This window comes from Peptoniphilus vaginalis (assembly GCF_900176605.1).
Taxonomy (GTDB): Bacteria; Bacillota; Clostridia; order Tissierellales; family Peptoniphilaceae; genus Peptoniphilus_A; species Peptoniphilus_A vaginalis.
Genome location: NZ_FXLP01000005.1, coordinates 568,783 through 588,868 on the forward strand (window position 1 = coordinate 568,783; position 20,086 = coordinate 588,868).

The window sequence follows — 20,086 nt, forward strand, 5'->3', positions numbered from 1 at the left end:
CCTCCTCGGTTTTTTAAATTTATTAAATATAGTATAATAACTAATAATTAGTTTATAACAGTTGTAGCCATTAGTCAATAATTGGAGATTTAAAAATATGAAAATTGCTTCTATAATAGCCGAGTACAATCCCTTCCACAAGGGACACGCCTATCAAATTAATAAAATAAAAGAGGACTGCACAGACTTCATTGTAGTCATAATGTCTGGCAACTTTGTTCAAAGGGGCGAGCCTGCAATTATTAATAAATACGAAAGAGCAAGGCAGGCTGTAGACAATGGAGCAAGTCTTGTCCTAGAGCTCCCCCTTCCCTACGCAACTTCTAACGCAGAAATATTTGCTCTCGGGGCTATAAATATTTTAAACTCCATGGGCATAATTAATCGACTTTACTTTGGAAGCGAAGATAATGTTGAAGTCTTAAGGAGTCTTCAAGAAAAAATTGACAAGAACTTTGATGAAGCTAAGTTAAAAAAATATTTATCAGAAGGCAAGTCCTTTATAAAGTCTCGCCAACTTGCCATGAACTTCTTAGATGAAGATGAAAAAGAAATTTTAAAAAAACCCAACAACATCTTGGGCATGGAATACCTTAGGAGCCTTGCAAAATTAAATTCATCTATAGAAGCTCACTCAATAAAGAGAAAAAATGTTAACCACCACGATGACTTTGCCCTTGATGACTTTGCATCAGCATCACACATTAGAAGCCTAGTCTATAAAGGTGAAGATGTCTCAAACTTCTTGCCAGGCTATGACTTAGTAGCGGAAAATAAGTTAGAAAATTACTTTGACATCTTCAAGTACAAGATGCTAAGTGAAAAAATAAATTTTAAGGACTACTTTGATTATGAAGAAGGACTTGAAAATAGAATTTTGGAAAATCTCGATGCAGAAAATTTTCAGGACCTCATAGAAAAAGTCCATTCAAAAAGACACAGCAGGTCTAGGATAAAGAGGTTAGTCATAGAAATCCTCTTAGACATCAAAAAAGACTTAATAAAAAATTCTTTGAAAGATCCCTACACAAGGGTCCTCGCTTGCGACGAGAGAGGTCTAGAAATTTTTAAAAAATCAAAAAATAAAAATAAAATTTATTCCTTTAAATCCTTTTACGACACATCATCAGGCATCACAAAAGAGCTGCTTGATAAGGAAGTTTTGGCAAGTGACTTGTATAACATAAAAAGTGGAAAATTAAAAACAGACTTCACAAGAGAAGTCTATAAAAAATTATAAACTTATAAAAAATCAAATTTTTTAATTAAAAGCAAAAAGAAACTCTCATCCTAAGAAATCCTAAAATGGAAATCTTAGAATGAGAGTTTTTTATTAGTCTTTAGTTTCGCTTATTGACTTTTCATAAATATTTTTAAATTCTTTTATATCTTTATTTCTCAAGACTTCTTGAGGAACATCGTGGACGCTAATAGAACCTACCCAGGACTCAGCTTCCCCATCAGGCTTCTTATTTTCCTCTGGAACTAAAATAGCAGAGTATTTAGTGACCTTCAAAGAAGTCTTATCCATAATTTTTTGCAAATCGCAAAGAGCATCAAAACAATCTTCAAGGCTTGGCTTTTTAACATAACCAAAGGCCTGAGCATTTAAATCTTCCTTAAAATTATTAAAATCAAATTTTTGGTCTAGAATGAGTTTTTCTTCAAGACCATCATTAACTGTAGTCAAAGAAATTTCATAAGGAAAACTATACTTCTCTTGGAGCTTAGACCCGTATTCTCTTAGCTCGTCAGATAATCTAATCTCAGTGTTAAATAAAATATCATCGTAAGTATCTTGCTTTAACTTTCCAAAAGAATCAAAGCCCAAATAAAACTTAGTGTCCTCACTTTTTTTATCACGAAGTCTTACAATATAGTAGCCGTCCTTAAAATTATAATAAGCTCTGTCACGATTTAAATCCAAGTCCTTGTAGTGACTCTCGATATATTTAGTAGCAGACTTTTCTGCCATAATTCTTGAAATAGGATTTCCGAAAAAAGCAATATAGAAAAATAATAAAATTAAAGCACAAACTATAGTAAGTCCAATAAAAAATTTTTTTAAATTAAATTCCTTTTTCATAGTAGCCACCTCCAAGATTTAATTTACTACATTATAGCATAAAAAATAAACTCGAGCCTAGCCCGAGCTTATAATTAATTCTCATTTTAAATTCTAAAACCTATAAGGTAGACATAATATTTAATAAACTTTCATAACTATCTACATCATGATAAACTACATCCTTATTTGAGATCTCGTTAAAAAGTTTTTTTGCACAAGAAATTTTTGCCTTTTCAATAGGTCTAAGTTGTAGACTTTCCATAGTCCCCTTTGTTTCTGCAATAAAGAAAATATGCTTAACTGTTCCTGCATTAAAGGCTATGGCCCAGTCTGGCGAATAATTACCAACTGGCGTTGGAATTGAAAATCCTCTTGGCAGCTTCGCATAAACGCAAACTTCAGCAGCACCGTCTAAGTCTTCAGCAAATTTTCTTTCAACAGACTTGTCTGCACTACCATCTGTAAATACATAAGGTTTTATATGTTTTTTAGCCCTATAAGCCTTGTCAATTGTTCCATTCTTTTCAGTAGTAAATATTGATGCGTCATACTTGCCATCAATCTCGTCATAAGAAATATGTTCTACAATTATTGAAGCCTTTTGTTCTTTTATAAGCCTAGAAACCTTGCTGATAAATTCTTCAGGATTTTCTTTATACATAAAGAACTTATATGGATTTATTCCCTTTAAAATTCTAACAACAGTTCTTCTTGTAAGAATAGTTATCTCTGCAATTTTACCAACTAAGTCATACTCAATATCACTTGTCTCATAGGAGTCAAGATTATGAGTTTTTGTTTGCTCAGCTTTAAATAAAAATCCTTCCTTAGCTTCTTCAACAGTTATATTGTCTTTTTGTTCTGATACAGAAGCTGTATATTGAAGTCGAGAAACATATAAATTTTCATTTATTGACTTAATTGACTTTTCAATAAGTTCATCACTATCAAAAGATACAATATAAGAATACTTGTGATTTATATATCCCCAAAGAGTTTGAAATTCCTTCTTATAAAAATTGTCATTTAAATTATTGTCAAGCACTTTAGTTTCGTGTCCATCATCTATCATCTTATCCAAATCACTGTCATTAAAGACTCTTTGAATTAAGGTATGAACATCTCTTTCTACTTCTTTTAAAAGTTCAGGCATTGGAGCTAGATTGTTATTTTCTAAATCTGCATGGTATTTTTCACTTATCTTGTCTTCCCCATCACTAGACACATAATCATTCTTAACAAGATACTGATAACAAATGCTTGCTTCTTGAGCTGTGAGCTTATGAGCTTCACCATCTTTGTAGACAACTTTGCCAACAAAATATTCCTTGCTAGCACTTAGTGGTCTATCGTGAAGATTTTCCTTAGTTTCTTTTTGCAGGTCTCTTACAAAATCCTTATAAGATTCACTTGCTATTACAGTTAGTTTATTTATATCATGAACTCCATCCCTGCCAAGCGTTTTGGAATCCATCCTGTATCCATTTTTATCAACGCAAAGTCTAAGGCCACGACCAACTTCTTGTCTCTTCATTGTTGCACTGTTGCCATGCTTCAAGGTGCAGATTTGAAATACATTTGGGTTGTCCCAACCTTCACGAAGGGCTGAGTGAGAAAAAATAAATCTAGTAGGTTCTTCAAAGCTAAGGAGTCTCTCCTTATTCTTCAATATCAAATCATAAGCAGAAATATCATCGGAAATTTTTTCTGTTCCCTTTTCATTACTATTAACAATTCTACCGTTCTTGTCTATGGAAAAGTATCCCTTATGAGTATCATGAACATCAATTGACTTCAAATACTTAACATAATCGGTATCAAACAAAGTTATATATTCATTTAAAATTGACTTATATTCCCTCTCGAAAATCTTTCCATATTCGCCAAGAACTTCTTCCCCATCTTCATCATATTGCCTATACTTTGCAACTTCATCGATGAAGAATAGGGATAGGGTTTTTATTCCCTTGTTAAATAATTCTTCTTCCTTTTCAAAGTGGGATTTTATTGTCTCTCTTATCTGGATAAGCCTCATGTCCTTCTCAGACACATCACCAGAGACATCTCCCTTTCTTATTTCTTCTCCATTAGTGAATTTTACAAGTCCACCTATGGGATCAATCTCAGCAATTGAAAATCCCTTGTACTGCTCCATGTTTTTTGATAATTCATATAAATTATCGCCAACAGATAAGATTCTAGCTTCCCTATTTATAGACTTGTTGTAGTTAATTTCAAACTCAAGTCTTGCCCTTGGTGGTTTTTTATCAGATAAAATAATTTCATCTAAGTATAAATACCTATCAGTTCCCCTAAAGTTTTTAACTTGGAAACCCTTGACTTCTATTTTCTTCACAAGTCTTTCGTTGTAAGCATCAACAGCATCAAGAGCATAAACTAGGTTGTGTTCCTTAGCATGGGTTGCCGAATAGTTAATAGAAAATAAGGGATTGAAATTTTTGAGAGCATTTTGAGTGGCAGCTCCACCCATCTTTTGTGGCTCATCTAAAATAAGAATCGGATTGTTTGCCTTTATAACATCAATAGGTCTTCTAGATCCAAACTCGTCCCTCTCACTGTAAATAATTCTTGCTGCTGAGTTATTTGCACCCTCCTTCAAGGTATTAAAGGCTTGAGTGTTTATAATCATGACATTAATTCCAGCATCAGAAGAATAAGTGTCTATTAGATTTAAATTCTTACTGTCATAAATAAAATACCTAATTTTCTTTCCATAAATCTCCATAAAATGTTCTTCAGTCATTTCAAAGGACTTCTTAACACCTTCACGAATAGCAATAGAAGGAACAACAATTATAAACTTGGACCATCCATAATTTTTGTTGAGCTCATACATAGTCTTGATGTAAACATAGGTCTTACCAGTCCCTGTTTCCATTTCAATATCAAGAGAACAGGCACCCTGCCCATCAATAAGGGAGTCTGAAGTCCTTATATTATTGTTTAACTGAACACTCCTTATATTATTAAGCATTTCAGTCTTGCCAAGATCAAGTTCATTGTTTTTAAAACCTAATTCAATGACTTCATCATCAAAAACTTTATCAGTATTATCAAAGTCCATTTTTCTCTGTTGGTTTTTAGTAATCTTTTTTGTACCTGGATCAATCCTGTACTTGATACCGCTGGAATTCCTCTGTCCCTTAAATACATCTACAAGAGATTCTACAGCCCTAGTTTGGTAATCCTGTATCCTAAAATTAAATTTCATACTAAATCACCCTTCTAGTAGTTTCAGGACTAAGTCTTTCAAATATTTGGTCAAAATTATTTAAGGCAGAATCATTTACCATGGAGGAATCTCTAAAGATTGCAAAAGCAGGTCCCCTCTTGGCAATTTTTGTCACTAAGTCATCGTCAATATCTCTGTCAAAGCATGCAATTAGGTAGCCTTGGTCCACAAGATAAACTTCCTTTCCATCAATGTTTTCAACTTGGATATTAGATGAAAGTGGCACTCCCAAGTCTAGCATTACTTGGAATAAGAGGTCTTCAGCTCCTCTATCATCTTTGATATTATCTGTTAAGTTGTCTAAGAAGTTTTGATTTAGCTCTCCTGGTCTATAGAAGACATCTTTCATGTTAGAAGTGTCAGTCTTTAAAACCCTAAAGCCAATATCTAGATTTTCAATCCCATCCTTGTCCTTATTGTCTTCGAGAATCTTTTTACCAGCACGACGAATTCTTTCCTTACCTATTTCACAGATATTTTTATAACCAGCCTTGTAGGCTTCAGATTTTTCATCAGTTTCTTCCGGAAGTTGCACCATAATATACTTACGATTGCCACCATCTTCGGCGTTTAGTTGCATAACGGCATGAGCGGTAGTTGCTGAGCCAGAAAAGAAATCGAGAATAATTGATTCCTCATCAGACCCATGTAATACCATTTTTTTTATAAAATCTATTCCTTTAGGATATGAAAAAAATTCTACTAAACCTAAGCTTAACAATTCTTTAGTAGCTCTTTGATTCATGTACTGATTATCTGTAAATTCTAAACTATCCATTGTTTTCTTTGTTGTTTTTAAGTCTTTTTTATATCTTTTATATATAAATCCTCTCTCGTTATCTCTATGCTCCTTTTTAAAAGTTATAGTTCCGTAATCTATATGTTTTTGCATTGTGTTTTTTGAAAATCTCCAGAATGCACCTTTCGGAGGATAGTCTGCCTTTCCAGTATATGGATTCACAATCGGAAAAAATCCAGTTTCCATATTACCGCTTTTAGCACTAGGATTATCTGATATCCAATCTCCATTTGGGTCATTATCTGGATTTGAATATCTATCAAGTTTCTTTTCACCTCCCAATAAATTTACAGCATCATATTGCTTTCCATATACTAAACAATTTTCATGCTGTATATTAACACCTGTTTTAGCATCATTTGTTGTTGATTTGGTTTTTCTAATCAAATCAAATATAAAATTTTTTTCTCCAAATATCTCATCACAAACTTTCTTTAAATTTGCATATTCATTATCATCCATACTTATAAAAATAACACCATCATCAGACAATAGATTCCTAGCTAATTTTAGTCTTGGATAAATCATATTGAGCCAGTCTGTGTGGAAGCGTCCATTAGTTTCTTTATTTTGAACTAATCTTTCATTATTTTTATTATAGTCGCCATTTATAAATTTATAGTCATTGTACAAAGCATCGAAGTCATCGTTATAAACAAAGTCACTGCCTGTGTTATATGGCGGGTCTATGTAAATCATCTTTACCTTGCCTAAATAAGTTTCTTGTAAGAGTTTTAAAACTTCTAGGTTGTCGCCTTCGATATATAAGTTTTCTGTCTCATCAAAATTTAGGCTTTCTTCCCTGCAAGGTCTTAGGGTTTTTGATATGGGTGCATTGGCATTTAGGATTGCTTTCCTTTTTTCAGGCCAAGTAAACTGGTATCTTTCATCTCTACCTTCTACAACTTCATTGGATATTTCTTGTGCAAGTACATCCTTATCTATTGCCCTTACAAGATTACCATTTTCATCTATGCTTTCAGTAATTGCATTTGGGAAAAGTTCCTTTAATTTTTCAAACTTTTCATCTGCCAAGTTTTTTGTCTGCATATTTAGCTTATCCATTGTACCTCTCTAGCTCCTCTTCGTACTTTCTTATTTCTTTAAATAGTTCGTGTTTTCTCTTTGCCTGTACTTCTCTTCCCATTTTCTTTCTTGTTTGCTCTATTAGTTTTTCTAATTTTGTCCTTCTATCATCTATCTCTATTTGTTCTTCCAGGGTCTTTCCATCTTCAAGGTCTATGTCTCCAACTTTTATTATTAAATTTTCCCAGACGCTTAGTAGGTCTAGGCCTTGTAGGCTTAAATCAATTTGGTCCTCTTTGTTCCATGGACTTGTGATTAATTTATCCTTGTAGACTGCCAACTTATATTCATCTTCAAAGTTTAGGATATAAAGTATATTTTGCCCAAAAAGTTTTGTTATTAGGACTATATTAGAGTCTGTGTAGTCCCTGGTCTTGAGTTCAATTTTTATTACAAAGATTGATGATATTTCTTGGGTCTTGGGAAGCTTAATAGTTTTTTCTGAGATTTCATTTATGATAATTATTCTTCCAATTTCCCTATCAAATTTTTCCTTTTTCTTACCTTTTAATTCATCCCTATACTTGTCAAATATTTTGTTTTTAAATATTATTTTTTTTATATTTGTAGATTCTGGTAATTTAAACATTGTCTTGATCCTTTACGACTAGAAAACTTATTAGTTCAAAGTCATCTAAGCCTTCAATCTTTTCGTCAAAGAAACTCATTTCCTTTCCAGATAAAAAGCTGTCTATTTCATCTTCGTCTTTGACTTCTATTATTGACCCTATAGTTTCTTCTAAGAGTGTCGAATACTCTGACATGTCCTTTCCATTTCTCGTTTCTTTATTGAATTGTCTACAGAGTTCTCTATCTGCTTCTGTTTTATCCTTGCAAAGTAATCTAAAGGCATCAAGGATGGATTTTGCCTGCAAGTGATTTATTAGAACTTGCCCTTCATTAGATATATAAACCATATAGAAGGGGTGAAGTCTATTTTGATTGTTTATATTTACACTTGATTTTATGTTTTTAAGGACAAAGATTACTCCTGGATCAAGTCCTTCTCTTGATCCAACTACTGCATTCATTCCCCTAGGTGCTTCTTCTATCTCTGGATGACTTTTTACATAGTTTAAGAGGTCTAGTCTAAATTCATTTAGTCCTAGGTCCATTATGTTTACTCCAGTGTTCATGTCCTCTAAGTCCACTACTTCTTCTTGAAGTTTTTTCAGCTGCTTCTTTCTGTATTCTAGTTCAACTTCTTCCTCTGGTGTAAGGACATTGTCGTCGCCTGTAGAACTTAGATTGACAGCCTTCATCCTTCCTTCTACTCTTCCCTTTAGGTTGATGTATTCGTCTAGGTCTACATCGGGCCAAAAGTTTACTAATTGGATTTCACTGTTTTTTGAACCAATTCTATCGATTCTTCCAAACCTTTGAATTATCCTAACTGGATTCCAGTGTATGTCATAGTTTATTAAGTAGTCGCAGTCCTGAAGGTTTTGTCCTTCTGATATACAATCTGTTGCTATTAAGATATCAATTTCTTCTTTTCTATTTGGGAATATAAGATCTTTTCCCTTTGATATTGGTGAAAATAAAGTAAGGACTGTGTTTAAATCTGTTTTAGCTGATTTTAGTGTTGTCTTTCCATCTGTTGTTCCTGTAATAAGGGCTGTCTCTAAGTGATATTTGTCCTTGACATATTTTGATACATTTTCATAAAGATAGTCTGCTGTATCGGCGAAGGCCGTGAAAATTAGTATCTTTTTATTTCCAGGATTTATTGGATGTCTTTGTTTATCATCAATAAGTTCATAAAGGGTTTGTAACTTTATGTCGTGCTTTGGTCTTATATCGTCTACCATGGATATTAAAAGGTCTAGGTATTCTTTGTCCCTAGCTAGAGCATATCTCCAAGATATATAGTCCATGTCTTCAATGTCTATTTGAACCTTTCGCCCTATTACAAATCTATCGTCCTCCATGTCATCTCCGTCAAGATCCATGTCTGAAAAATATTCCAAGTCTAGGGTTGCATTCATCTTGTTTTTCTCAAAGTTGTCAATTTTATTAATTGTCTCGGTTATAAGTTCGTTTATTCTTTTTAAGGTTAGGTTAAAGGAATGGACTGAGCTTTCTAACCTCTTCATTAGGTTTATAGCCATAAGTCTCCTTATTCCCTTTTCACGTCCTGACTGTGTTAGTCCTCCGCGAACGTGTTTTGCGTCGTACTTATCTGTGTATTTAAAAATCTTGCTGTCTTGTATAAAGTCTGATGGAGTATAGATTGCTAAATTTAATGAGCTTAATACCTCGGCAATATCTTTATAATTTACTGTGGTCTTTAAGTCTGTTAGACCTGGTCTTTTTGATATTGGTACTCTTCTCTTTGGAAAGCTCCCTATATCCTTGGTGTCATAGTATTTTTGAATGTGCTTTCTTGATCTTGCTATTGTGACACTGTCAAGTAGTTCAAAGAAGTCATATTCCAGAGAATTTAAAAGTCTATCTGTTGTTCTCTCGTCTGGGCTTAGTTTGCTCCAGTTATTAAAGGCTCTTTGTGACTGTCTAAATATGTCCTCTATATTCTTGCTTGTTTTTAATTTGTCATTTAATAAACTGCTATCTCCTTCATAGGATAGGGCTAGTTGGTTTTTTAAGTCGTTGAACCTATTATTTACTGGTGTTGCAGATAACATTAATACTTTTGTCTTTACTCCTCTTCTTATTACCTTGTTGAGAAGTTTTGCATATCTATTTTCTTTTTCATTATCTTCAGATATATTTCCACCATTTCTAAAGTTGTGAGACTCGTCTATCACAACCAAGTCATAGTTTCCCCAGTTTATCCTATCTAGGTCTATTCCGTTGGAATATCCACCATCCCTATTTAAGTCTGTGTGGAATAATACATCGTACCTCATCCTGTCTTCAGCTATAGGATTGTTAATGTAATTGCCCTTATATGTATTCCAGTTTTCTGATAGCTTTTTTGGGCAGAGAACTAGGACTGTTTTATTTCTATTTTCATAATATTTCATTACGGCAAGTGCTGTAAAGGTTTTACCAAGTCCTACTGAGTCAGCCAATATACATCCATTATATTTCTCTAACTTGTTTATAATTGCCAAGGCTGCATCTGCTTGAAAGTTAAATAACATATTCCAAATTTTGCTGTTCTTAAATCCTGTAGCTTCGTTTGGTAGTTCGTCCTCTGATACATCTTCTAAAAATTCATTAAAAATATTATATAAGGTAACAAAGTATAAATATTCTGGTGAGTTCTCATTGTATACATTTGTTATACTTTCAATTATTTGATCTGTTACATCTTCCAATTTATCTTCATTATTCCAAAATTCGTCAAATACTCTTAGATACTCTTCGCTATAGGGCCTTGATGTTTTTTGGATTATAAAGTAAGCATTATTTCCCCTTTCACAACCTAGGTCTACTGTTGTAAAGTTTCGTATTGGAGCATAACTCTTATTGTTTACGTTTATAAATCCCATCATTTCTTCGTTTGATATATTGGATTTAAAGCAAACTTTTTCTCTTATCCATTGGGCACATTCCCTTGCAATAGCTTTTTGTTTCATTTCGTTCCTAAGTTTTACTTCAAACTCTGTCCCATATAAGCTTCTTTCTCTTTCTTTTCTAAAAATATCGAATTGTTTCTTTTCTTTTTTCTCTTTTGATTTTATAAAGGTTGGAGAAGTAAAGATAAATCTCAGCTCATCTATTTCTTTTAATTCTTTTTTTAATTCTTCAAAGGCATATATCGAAAAACTAGCTGCTGCTATTGATATTTTTGTGGATTTTTTTATTTCTAATTGCAAATCATCTTTTAATCTATTGTTTACATTGTCAATTAGTTTTACTTGTTGTTCCAAAACATCCACCTCTCTAAAATATATAATTAATTTAAAAAGTTTTGAATTAATTATATCATAGCTTGAAAGCAAAATTTCCTTTTTATAACTTTTCTCATCTTTAAATGTTAATTAAACATTACTTTATATTTTATATTCTTTTGCATATTATTTTTTAATTATATTTTCTTAGATACACTAACTCATTATTTTAATTTGTATTAGTCTTTTACATTTTAAGATTATTTCTTCGTAGTTAGTTTATACGACTTTGTTAACTTTCATAACTTAAGTAATTTTTATAAACTCATAAATATCTACAAGCTTATGGACTTTTATAACTTTTTCAACTTCTACAAAATTATCAACTTTTATAACTTTTTAAATTTTTACAAACTCGTCAACCTTTATAACTTTTTGAATTTCTATAACTTTTTTGAATTTCTATAACTTCATCAATCTTTAGAACTTCATTAATCTTTATGAATTCACAATTTTTGGAACTTGTGTTTTTCGCTCATTTATTCTAAAATATACTTAACTGAAACTGTTGTTTAAATATGTATTCGTTATTATTTAATACATAACTAAAATTTTTATTACTATTTAATTATTTTTATTTAAGTGCTTGCTTATTAAATAAATTTACTTACATAATTTTTAATTTTATTTTACTGGTTTTACCTCGAGGTGGCTTATGACTTTTATTGATTATTCTTTGGAACCTAAATCTGATATTGCTTTTGTGGACATCAAGTCTTTCTACGCCAGTGTTGAGTGCGTCAAGAGGAACTTGGACCCTCTATCTACTTGCCTTTGTGTTATGAGTAGGTCTAGTAATTCTAATGGCCTAATCCTTGCAAGCTCTCCCCTCTTTAAGCGTGTCTACGGCAAAAATAATGTTGGCAGGTCTAGCGAACTTCCCTTTGATATTGATACTAGAAAGTTTAGTTTTGACAAGGCTAGGAGACAAAATATTGAGATTACGAAGTCTTATATTGATTTTATCGAGAGCTGGGCGGAGAAAACTTTTATTGTCCCCCCAAGGATGGCTCTCTACATTGAGGAGAACTTAAAAGTTCAAAAAGTTTTCCAAAATTATGCTCCTAGGGAGGACATCCTTCCCTACTCTATTGACGAGGGTTTTATTGATCTCACTAATTCTCTCAATTATTTTGTCCCCGACAAAAATGTTTCAAGGCGATACAAGTTGGACCTTGTTTCCTCTATGATTCAAAGGGAGATTTGGGAGTCTACTGGTCTTTATTCTACTGTTGGCATGAGCAATGCCAATCCTCTTCTTGCTAAGCTTGCTCTTGATAATGAGGCCAAGAAGACTAGGACTATGCGTGCTAACTGGTCCTATGAGGATGTGGAGTCCAAGGTCTGGGCTATTAATGATTTAAGTGACTTTTGGGGAATTGGGTCTAGGCTCAAGAGAAGGCTCAATTCTATGTCGATTTACACTGTTCGTGATCTTGCAAATTATGATCCTGATATCTTGAAAAAAGTTTTTGGTGTTATGGGTCTTCAGCTCTGGTTTCACGCCAATGGTGTTGATGAGTCTAAGGTATCAAGACCCTATAAGTCTAAGTCCAAGGGACTTGGCAACTCTCAGGTCTTACCTCGTGATTACAAGTCACAATATGAAATTGAAATTGTCTTATCTGAGATTGCCGAGCAAGTTGCTGTTAGGATTAGACGTATTAGGAAGAAGGCTTCTGTTGTCGCCATTTACGTTGGCTTTTCTCACACAGAGAACAAGAAGTCTATTAATGCTAGGCGAACTATTAGGCCTAGTCAATCTACTAGGGTCTTGCAGGATGAAGTTCTAAATCTTTTTAGGGAAAGGTATGAGGGCGGTGCTGTGAGAAATCTTGGCGTTACTTACGACAATTTGGTGGACCAGTCTTCTACTGTTTTTGATTTTTTTGATGATGTTAGAGCTATTGAAAGAGAAGAAAATCTCGACCATGCTATTGATGAAATTAGGGACAGGTTTGGCTTCACTTCTCTACAAAGGGCGACTTCTCTCATGGAAGGGTCTAGGGTAATTGAAAGAAGCAAGTTAATTGGTGGTCACTGCGGTGGCATGGATGGTTTATAGTGATTTAGGAGGTGTCTTTATGGTTGACAGATCTTATTTGCCCTTTAAGTCTGCTAGAGAATATATGGATAGGGGGATGGCAAAATGGATGGGATTTTTTATCTCGGAACACACTACTGCCCTCTCCCACATGGGGGACTTCATAGATTTTTCTTCTCAAATGTCTAATGAGGACATAGTCCTTTTGATTAGTCAAGTTTATGTAAATAGTCTTGAGGTTTTGGTCTTTACAAGTTACAGGCAAGAGCCCTACCTTGGTAGGATTAAGGAAATTTTTGATGAAAGTATTTATTTAAGTGGAGAAGAACCTCTCAACATTGTTTTTGAGGATATTATTAAAATTGTTTTAGCGGAGGACCTATGAAGGACTTGGAAAAAAATTCTATTCAATTTGATTATTTTTCTATTAACTACAAAAATTTTGAGGAGACTTTTTACGAGTTTTCAAATGTTAATATCCCCTTGATTTTTTTGACCGAGGACCTACTTCTTCACATGTTTGCCACAGGTCACTCCTACTTCCTCCTCAATTCTATAAATTCTGCAGACTCTAGGGACCATTATTTTATTTTTAAAAAAGTTGCAAGTTCAGAAAATAATTTTATCAGCCAGTTTGAATACTTGGGGCAAGTTTCTCCTCTTTGATTTAAAACTAAGTTTTATAAGAAGGGATAAGTATTCAGCCTAGGCTGATTATTTTATTGGAATTTTTTATTTGTATTTACTTTTTCATTTTGTATCTGTTTCTTAGTTTTTTTATATTTGCCGTTTAACAAATTTTCATTCAAAAAAATCTCACAAAAAAAGAAGCTATATCAAGTGATATAGCCTCTCTCTATATTTTTAAAACAAATATATTTTCAAGCTTACTTTTGTTCAGCTGATTTTGCTTTAATTTCTCTAATCTTTTCCATAGATTCGATAATAGAACCTGCAAGAGCTTCCATGTCGTTTTCGTTAGCTTCGTTTAGAGATGTATTGATTGTAACTCTTTCTGGAAGAACATCAAATAGTTTTAGATTTTCATCTATATAGTTTTCAATTTTATCGCCAACTGTACAAGCCCAAGTACCATTTTCAATGATACCAACTGTTCTGTTTTGAACGTTTAGTGCTTCTAAATCGTGTAAGAAGTTTTTCATCTTAGGATAGATTCCTAGATTGTAAGTTACAGATGCTATGACAAGGTGAGAGTATTGGAATGTTTTTGCTATTAGGTAGGATATATCTGTCTTAGAAACATCATATACTTCTACTTTTTTAACTCCTCTTTCAACTAGGCTATTTGCAAAAGCTTGTGCAGCTCTTTCTGTATTTCCATACATTGATGCATAAACTATTAACACGCCTTCTTCTTCTGGTTCATATCTTGACCATTTGTCATACTTGTCTAGGATAAATCCAAAGTTATCTCTCCAAACAAGTCCGTGAAGTGGGCAGATATATTTAACTTGTGGAAGAAGTGGTGCAGCCTTTTTAAGAACGTCTTGGATAAATGGTCCATATTTTCCTACGATGTTAGTAAGGTATCTTCTAGCTTCATCAAGCCAATCTCTTTCCCAATCAACTTCATCTGCAAATAATTTACCATCCATAGACTTAAAGGAACCAAATCCGTCTGCTGAGAACAATACTCCATCAGTTACGTCAAGAGACATAATAACTTCTGGCCAGTGAACCATTGGAGCTTCAATGAAAGCAAATGTATGCTTACCAAAGGAAATTGTATCTCCTTCTTCAACTATTATTAGTTGGTTTTCTGGAATGTGATATCCCATTTGTCTCATAAATTGGAAACCTTGTTCACTTGATATAATTCTAATATCAGGCCATCTTATACATATTTCTTCAATAGCTCCACAGTGGTCAGGTTCCATGTGGTGGATTAGCATATAATCAAGGCTACGTCCATCTAATATATTTTCAATGCTTTGTATATAATCTCTTGCAATTGACCAATCAACTGAATCTACAAGAACTGTCTTTTCGTCCATCAAAAGGTATGAATTGTAAGAAACTCCATCTGGAATAGGAAACATATTTTCAAAAAGTTCAAGTCTTTTATCATTTCCCCCTACAAAATATAAATCATCTGTTATCTTTCTATTATTTAACATTTAAAGAGCCTCCTTACTTTCTATCAGCAGTGAAATCTTCTTCAATGAAGTTTTGCTTTTCTTCTTGACATTCTGGGCAAGTCCAATCTTCTGGTAATTTTTCGAAATCTGTACCTGGATCGATTTCTCCTTCTGGGTCTCCGTAGTTTGGATCATATTCATATCCACAACCTGGACATACCATAACTTTATAATTTGGAGCTAACTTTCTAGGTTTAGACCTTCTAACTTTAACCATTGTAGGTGCTGGTTCTTTCTTACCAGTTCCAAGAGCTTCAGCAAGAAGTGGCATAATTTCGAATATATCTCCAACTATACCGTAGTCACAGTTCTTAAAGATTGGAGCACCTGCGTTTTTATTGATAGCAACAATTGTTGATGCGTTCTTAATACCCTTTAAGTGTTGGCTGGCTCCTGAGATACCACATGCGATATATAGGTTGCCATTGAATTTTTGTCCTGACATACCAACGTATCTTTCAAGTGGAAGAAGTTTTAGAGTTTCTGCAACTGGTCTTGAAGAACCAAGTGCTGCACCTGCTGCGTGAGCAAGTTCTCTAGCCATATCCATATTTTCTTCTCCACCTATTGCCTTACCTACTGAAACAACTCTTTCAGCTTCGTAAACAGGAGTATTAATATCAATACCTACAGAGAAGTCATATCCATCTTTCTTAAGGTTTTTAACTAATATATCAACAGCTTCTTTTGCTGTGTCTGCTTTTATAATTTCTCTTTTTCTTTCTCCAGTGATAGGGCCAGCTTTTTTATCTAGTACAGCAGCTCTACCTTTTTTCTTTGGAGCCTTACCAATAAGGTGACTTGCAACTACAACTCTTTGGATTTCAGAAGTACCTTCATAGATTGTTGTAATCTTAGCATCTCTGAAGAATCTTTCTACGTCCATACCCTTTAGGTATCCATTACCACCGTGGATTTGAAGAGCTTCGTTAACAACCCACATAGCAACTTCAGATGCAACTGTCTTAGCCATTGCAGCTTCCATTGAATAGTTTTCGTGATTTTGTTTCATTTCGGCAGCTGAATAGATCATAAGTCTTGCAGCTCTAATCTTTGTAGCCATATCTGCAATCTTAAATGCAACTGCTTGTTGTTGAGCAATTGGTCTACCAAATTGAATTCTTTCTTTTGCATAAGCAAGTGCAGCTTCAAAAGCACCTTGTGCAATACCAAGTGCTTGAGATGCTATACCAATTCTACCACCATCAAGTGTTTGCATTGCAATTCTAAATCCTTGACCTTCTTTACCAAGTAAGTTTTCCTTTGGAACCTTAACATTGTTAAATTGAAGTTCAGCAGTAGTTGAAGATCTAATACCTAACTTGTCATAGTGATCTCCAAATGTGAATCCTTCCCATCCCTTTTCTACTATGAAAGCAGAAATTCCGTGTGTACCGATTCCTGGTGTAGTTACTGCATATACAACATAAGTGTCAGCAGCTGGAGCGTTTGTGATGAAGATTTTATTACCATTTAAGATGTAGTAGTCTCCATCAAGAACTGCAGTTGTTTCTGTACCACCTGCATCAGAACCAGCATTTGGTTCAGTTAATCCAAAGGCACCAAGTTTTTTACCTTGAGCAAGAGGTTTTAAGTATTTTTCCTTTTGTTCTTTAGTACCGAAAGCTTGAATTGGATAAGAGCCTAGTGAAGTGTGAGCTGATAATACAACACCAACACCTGCGTCTACTCTTGAAAGTTCTTCTACAGCGATGGCGTAAGAGATAACATCTTTACCTGCTCCGCCTTCTTCTTTTGGATATGGAAGACCCATCCAACCGTTTTCTCCAATCTTCTTAATAATTTCTTCTGGAAATTGATTGTTTTGATCAAGTCCAAAAGATAATGGCTTGATTTCTGCTTCTGCGAATTCTCTGATAGCCTTACGAAGGGCTTCATGTTCTGCAGTTGTCTTGTACATATTTGACATATTTTCCTCCTTTTAAGATTAAAGATAATTAAAGTATTTGTTACTTTAAAAAGTTAAAAACAAAAGATACACCAATACGGTATACATTAACTAAAGTATACAACATCTTTAATTAAGTGTCAAAACATTTTCACAATATTTTTAAAAATTTTTAAAAATATTTTTGTGCTGGCTATTTTTGCTTTTTTTTCACTTGCATTTATACCCTAATTTAAAAAATTTACCATCTATTAATCTATTAATTGCTTAATTCTTTTTTTGTTGTAAAATATAAAACTAAAAGAAGTTATTTGTTGAAATTGGAGGAATTATGAAATTAGAAAAGTTATTAGAGTGGAGAAGATCTTACAGAAAATTTGATGAAGATAAAGAAATTTCTAAGGAAGACATCAATGGGATCTTATCTTCTATTAAGTTTACTTCTTGTGCAAACAACAGACAGTTTCTCAGATTCATTTCTGTTGAGAGCAAGGAAAAAGTTTTAGAAATTTTTGAAAATACAAGATGGGCTGCCTCTCTTCCTAATGGTCTTGGCAGACCTAAGGAAGGCGAAAGGCCAGTTTATTTTATTGCCATCTTAAGTGACAAGGAGAGGAAATTAAAGTTTGACGGAGTTGACCAAGGACTTGTGATTTCTAATTTAACTCTTGCTGCTGCTGAAATAGGAATTGGGTCTTGTATAATTGGAAGTGTCACTGATGATAAGATGCGTGAAATTTTATCTTATGATGAGAGATACACTTGCAACATCCTTATTGCCTTTGGCTATCCAAAGATAAAGTCTTCTATAAAAGAAATTGCTTTAGAAGAAGATCAATCTTATTACTTAGATGATGATGGGAACTATGTAGTTCCAAAATATAAACTAGATGAAATTGTAAGGAGATTATAATGAGTACAAGTAAAAAAAGTTTTTCTGATTTTATAAAGAGAAAGGCAAAATTATATTTTATTGATGCCCTTGGCGCTATGGCCTTTGGACTTTTTGCAACTCTCTTAGTTGGTACAATATTAAATACTCTTGGTAAGTCATTTAATATTGCCTTTTTGACAGATGTCCTTTGGCCCCTAGCTCAAAAGGCAACGGGACCTGCTATTGCAGTTGCCATTGCCACAGCTATGGCTGCTCCTAGTCTTGTTGTCTATGCGGCAACTGTTGTTGGGATTGCCGGTAATGAACTTGGCGGTCCCATGGGGGTTTATATTGCAACTATAATTGCTGTTGAATTTGGAAAGCTTGTGAGCAGAAGAACAAAAATCGACATAATAGTTACTCCTGCTATCACAGTTTTAAGTGGAGTCTTTGTTGCAAACTTTGTTGGTCCTATTATTGGCAACTTTATGAACTTACTTGGTGCAATTATTATTAGCGCCACAGACAAGGCTCCCTTCTTTATGGGAATAATTGTTTCAGTGGTTGTTGGAATTGTCTTGACGCTTCCTATTTCATCAGCTGCCCTCTCAATGATGCTTTCACTTTCATCCCTTGCTGGTGGAGCTGCAACTATTGGCTGCTGCTGTCAAATGGTTGGCTTTGCAGTTATGTCCTATCGTGACAATAAGATTGAAGGTCTTGTGGCTCAAGGTCTTGGCACTTCCATGCTACAGATGCCAAACATTGTGAGAAAGCCTCTAATAATTATTCCGCCAATACTTTCATCAGCAATCCTAGGACCAGTATCAACAATGGTCTTTAAACTTGAAAATACTCCACTAGGTTCTGGTATGGGAACCAGTGGGCTTGTGGGACAAATTTCAACCTTTGCTGCTATGCCTGATGTCCCTTTCACTAAACTTTTGGGAATAGTTTTACTAATGCACATAATCTTGCCAGGCCTTGTGACCTTTTTGATTTATGAAGTTCTCTACAGGAAGGGTCTAATTCAAGATGGTGATATGAAACTTTACTTTAAATAAATTAAGACGGGCACAAATACATGCTCGTCTTTTTTAGTGTTCGAATTTTTTAAATTATTATATCAAAGCTTTTCATTTTTTCTTTCATTAATAAAATTTGTAACTTCTGGCATAAGTTCACTGCTCATTATATCCAGAATATTTTCAAGAGTTTCTATGTCTTTCTTATCCACTCTTTCTCTTAGTCTATCTAAGACTACTTTTACATAAGATGTTTTCATACTATAGTATTCATAAAATTTATCTGTGCATTCAAGAAAGTACTCTCTTCGATCCTCTTGGGATTGAACTTTTCTAAGATAACCCTTCTTTATTAAAGCTGTTAACTTATAGGCAATATTTGGATGTGACCATTCAAGAAAGTCTGTTACGTCACTTACTCTAGGTCTATTTAATGCGTGTATTACTTCCATTGTGAAAGTTTCTGTTGCTGTTAATGTTGCCTCCCTATCTTCTAGCTTAGCAAACATATTTTTGTACAAGTTCAACTTAAATTTATCGTAGACTTCGTTAAATTTTTCTTCCAAATTATTGTCCATACTATCCTCCTATTGTAGTGCAAAGGATACTTCACAGGTCATAATTTTTTCTCCCCTTCTTGAAATATAACCCTCTGCAATGCCAAGATTTTTTATTAATTTTATCATTTTACAATTTATTTCTAAATAGTCACCCGGTCTCACTGGTTTATAAAAGCGTGCTCTCTTTACACCTCCAAGTATTGCAAGCCTGCCTGGGTTTTCTTTTAATAAGGCAACAGCACCAACTTGTGCAACAGCTTCTATTTGAAGAACTCCTGGCATAATAGCTTCCTTTGGAAAATGTCCTTGAAAAAAATATTCACCACCGGATACAGCTTTTATTCCCTTTGCGTATTTATTATTATCTATTTCTACAATCTTGTCAACAAGTATAAAGGGGTAGGAATGAGGTAAAATTTTTCTTAATTCATCAAAGCTTATTTCCATAA

The 20,086-nt window shown here is 33.7% G+C and carries 15 protein-coding genes; 6 read left to right on the forward strand and 9 right to left on the reverse strand.

What is annotated here, in order from left to right:
• Positions 1-97: 97 nt before the first annotated feature.
• A complete protein-coding gene (locus CAN42_RS07565; protein WP_085876181.1) occupies positions 98-1,240 on the forward strand; it encodes a nucleotidyltransferase in 1,143 nt (380 codons plus the stop codon).
• A 93-nt stretch (positions 1,241-1,333) separates the two neighbouring features.
• Here CAN42_RS07565 and CAN42_RS07570 read toward each other — a convergent pair whose 3' ends face one another.
• The 5 genes from CAN42_RS07570 to CAN42_RS07590 all read right to left on the reverse strand — a co-directional run bounded on the left by CAN42_RS07570 (position 1,334) and on the right by CAN42_RS07590 (position 11,045).
• On the reverse strand, positions 1,334-2,086 hold the full coding sequence (locus CAN42_RS07570; protein ID WP_085876182.1) for a YfjL-like protein: 753 nt from the start codon (positions 2,084-2,086) through the stop codon (positions 1,334-1,336).
• Between the two features lie 100 nt (positions 2,087-2,186).
• Positions 2,187-5,300 carry a type III restriction-modification system endonuclease gene (locus CAN42_RS07575; protein ID WP_085876183.1) on the reverse strand — a complete coding sequence of 1,038 codons (3,114 nt, stop codon included), beginning with the start codon at positions 5,298-5,300 and terminating at the stop codon, positions 2,187-2,189.
• Between the two features lies 1 nt (position 5,301).
• Entirely contained in the window at positions 5,302-7,185 is a 1,884-nt protein-coding gene (locus tag CAN42_RS07580) for a site-specific DNA-methyltransferase (RefSeq protein ID WP_085876184.1), read from the reverse strand.
• Complete coding sequence (locus CAN42_RS07585; RefSeq protein WP_085876185.1) at positions 7,178-7,795, reverse strand: DUF4391 domain-containing protein; 618 nt, start codon at positions 7,793-7,795, stop codon at positions 7,178-7,180. Before CAN42_RS07585 ends, CAN42_RS07580 begins: the two co-directional genes overlap by 8 nt.
• Positions 7,788-11,045: a helicase-related protein gene (locus CAN42_RS07590; protein ID WP_085876186.1), complete on the reverse strand. Its 3,258-nt coding sequence runs from the start codon at positions 11,043-11,045 to the stop codon at positions 7,788-7,790. The genes CAN42_RS07585 and CAN42_RS07590 overlap by 8 nt, the downstream gene beginning before the upstream one ends.
• Before the next feature lie 676 nt (positions 11,046-11,721).
• Here CAN42_RS07590 and CAN42_RS09260 point away from each other — a divergent pair.
• The 3 genes from CAN42_RS09260 to CAN42_RS07605 are packed head-to-tail and all read left to right on the forward strand — an operon-like array spanning position 11,722 to position 13,776.
• Entirely contained in the window at positions 11,722-13,131 is a 1,410-nt protein-coding gene (locus tag CAN42_RS09260) for a Y-family DNA polymerase (protein ID WP_085876187.1), read from the forward strand.
• Positions 13,121-13,495: a hypothetical protein gene (locus tag CAN42_RS07600; RefSeq protein WP_245149861.1), complete on the forward strand. Its 375-nt coding sequence runs from the start codon at positions 13,121-13,123 to the stop codon at positions 13,493-13,495. The genes CAN42_RS09260 and CAN42_RS07600 overlap by 11 nt, the downstream gene beginning before the upstream one ends.
• Positions 13,492-13,776: a DUF5960 family protein gene (locus tag CAN42_RS07605; protein ID WP_085876188.1), complete on the forward strand. Its 285-nt coding sequence runs from the start codon at positions 13,492-13,494 to the stop codon at positions 13,774-13,776. The genes CAN42_RS07600 and CAN42_RS07605 overlap by 4 nt, the downstream gene beginning before the upstream one ends.
• A gap of 221 nt (positions 13,777-13,997) precedes the next feature.
• Here the strand turns inward: CAN42_RS07605 and CAN42_RS07610 are convergent, their stop codons facing one another.
• Together CAN42_RS07610 and CAN42_RS07615 are read right to left on the reverse strand one after the other, a co-directional pair.
• Positions 13,998-15,248, reverse strand: coding sequence for an FprA family A-type flavoprotein (locus CAN42_RS07610; RefSeq protein WP_062571591.1), 1,251 nt, complete (start codon positions 15,246-15,248; stop codon positions 13,998-14,000).
• Between the two features lie 13 nt (positions 15,249-15,261).
• On the reverse strand, positions 15,262-17,199 hold the full coding sequence (locus tag CAN42_RS07615) for an acyl-CoA dehydrogenase family protein (protein ID WP_082718911.1): 1,938 nt from the start codon (positions 17,197-17,199) through the stop codon (positions 15,262-15,264).
• A gap of 310 nt (positions 17,200-17,509) precedes the next feature.
• On the opposite strand from CAN42_RS07615, the gene CAN42_RS07620 reads away from it, so the two are divergent.
• Positions 17,510-18,091, forward strand: a complete 582-nt coding sequence (locus CAN42_RS07620) for a nitroreductase family protein (RefSeq protein WP_085876189.1) — start codon at positions 17,510-17,512, stop codon at positions 18,089-18,091.
• A complete protein-coding gene (locus tag CAN42_RS07625) occupies positions 18,091-19,116 on the forward strand; it encodes a PTS sugar transporter subunit IIC (protein ID WP_085876190.1) in 1,026 nt (341 codons plus the stop codon). Before CAN42_RS07620 ends, CAN42_RS07625 begins: the two co-directional genes overlap by 1 nt.
• A 62-nt stretch (positions 19,117-19,178) precedes the next feature.
• Here the strand turns inward: CAN42_RS07625 and CAN42_RS07630 are convergent, their stop codons facing one another.
• Together CAN42_RS07630 and fabZ are read right to left on the reverse strand one after the other, a co-directional pair.
• The gene (locus CAN42_RS07630) at positions 19,179-19,655 is read right to left on the reverse strand and encodes a MarR family winged helix-turn-helix transcriptional regulator (protein WP_062571594.1); all 477 of its coding nucleotides are present in this window, start codon (positions 19,653-19,655) and stop codon (positions 19,179-19,181) included.
• Between the two features lie 9 nt (positions 19,656-19,664).
• On the reverse strand, positions 19,665-20,084 hold the full coding sequence (gene fabZ / locus CAN42_RS07635; RefSeq protein ID WP_085876191.1) for a 3-hydroxyacyl-ACP dehydratase FabZ: 420 nt from the start codon (positions 20,082-20,084) through the stop codon (positions 19,665-19,667).
• Positions 20,085-20,086: the final 2 nt, after the last annotated feature.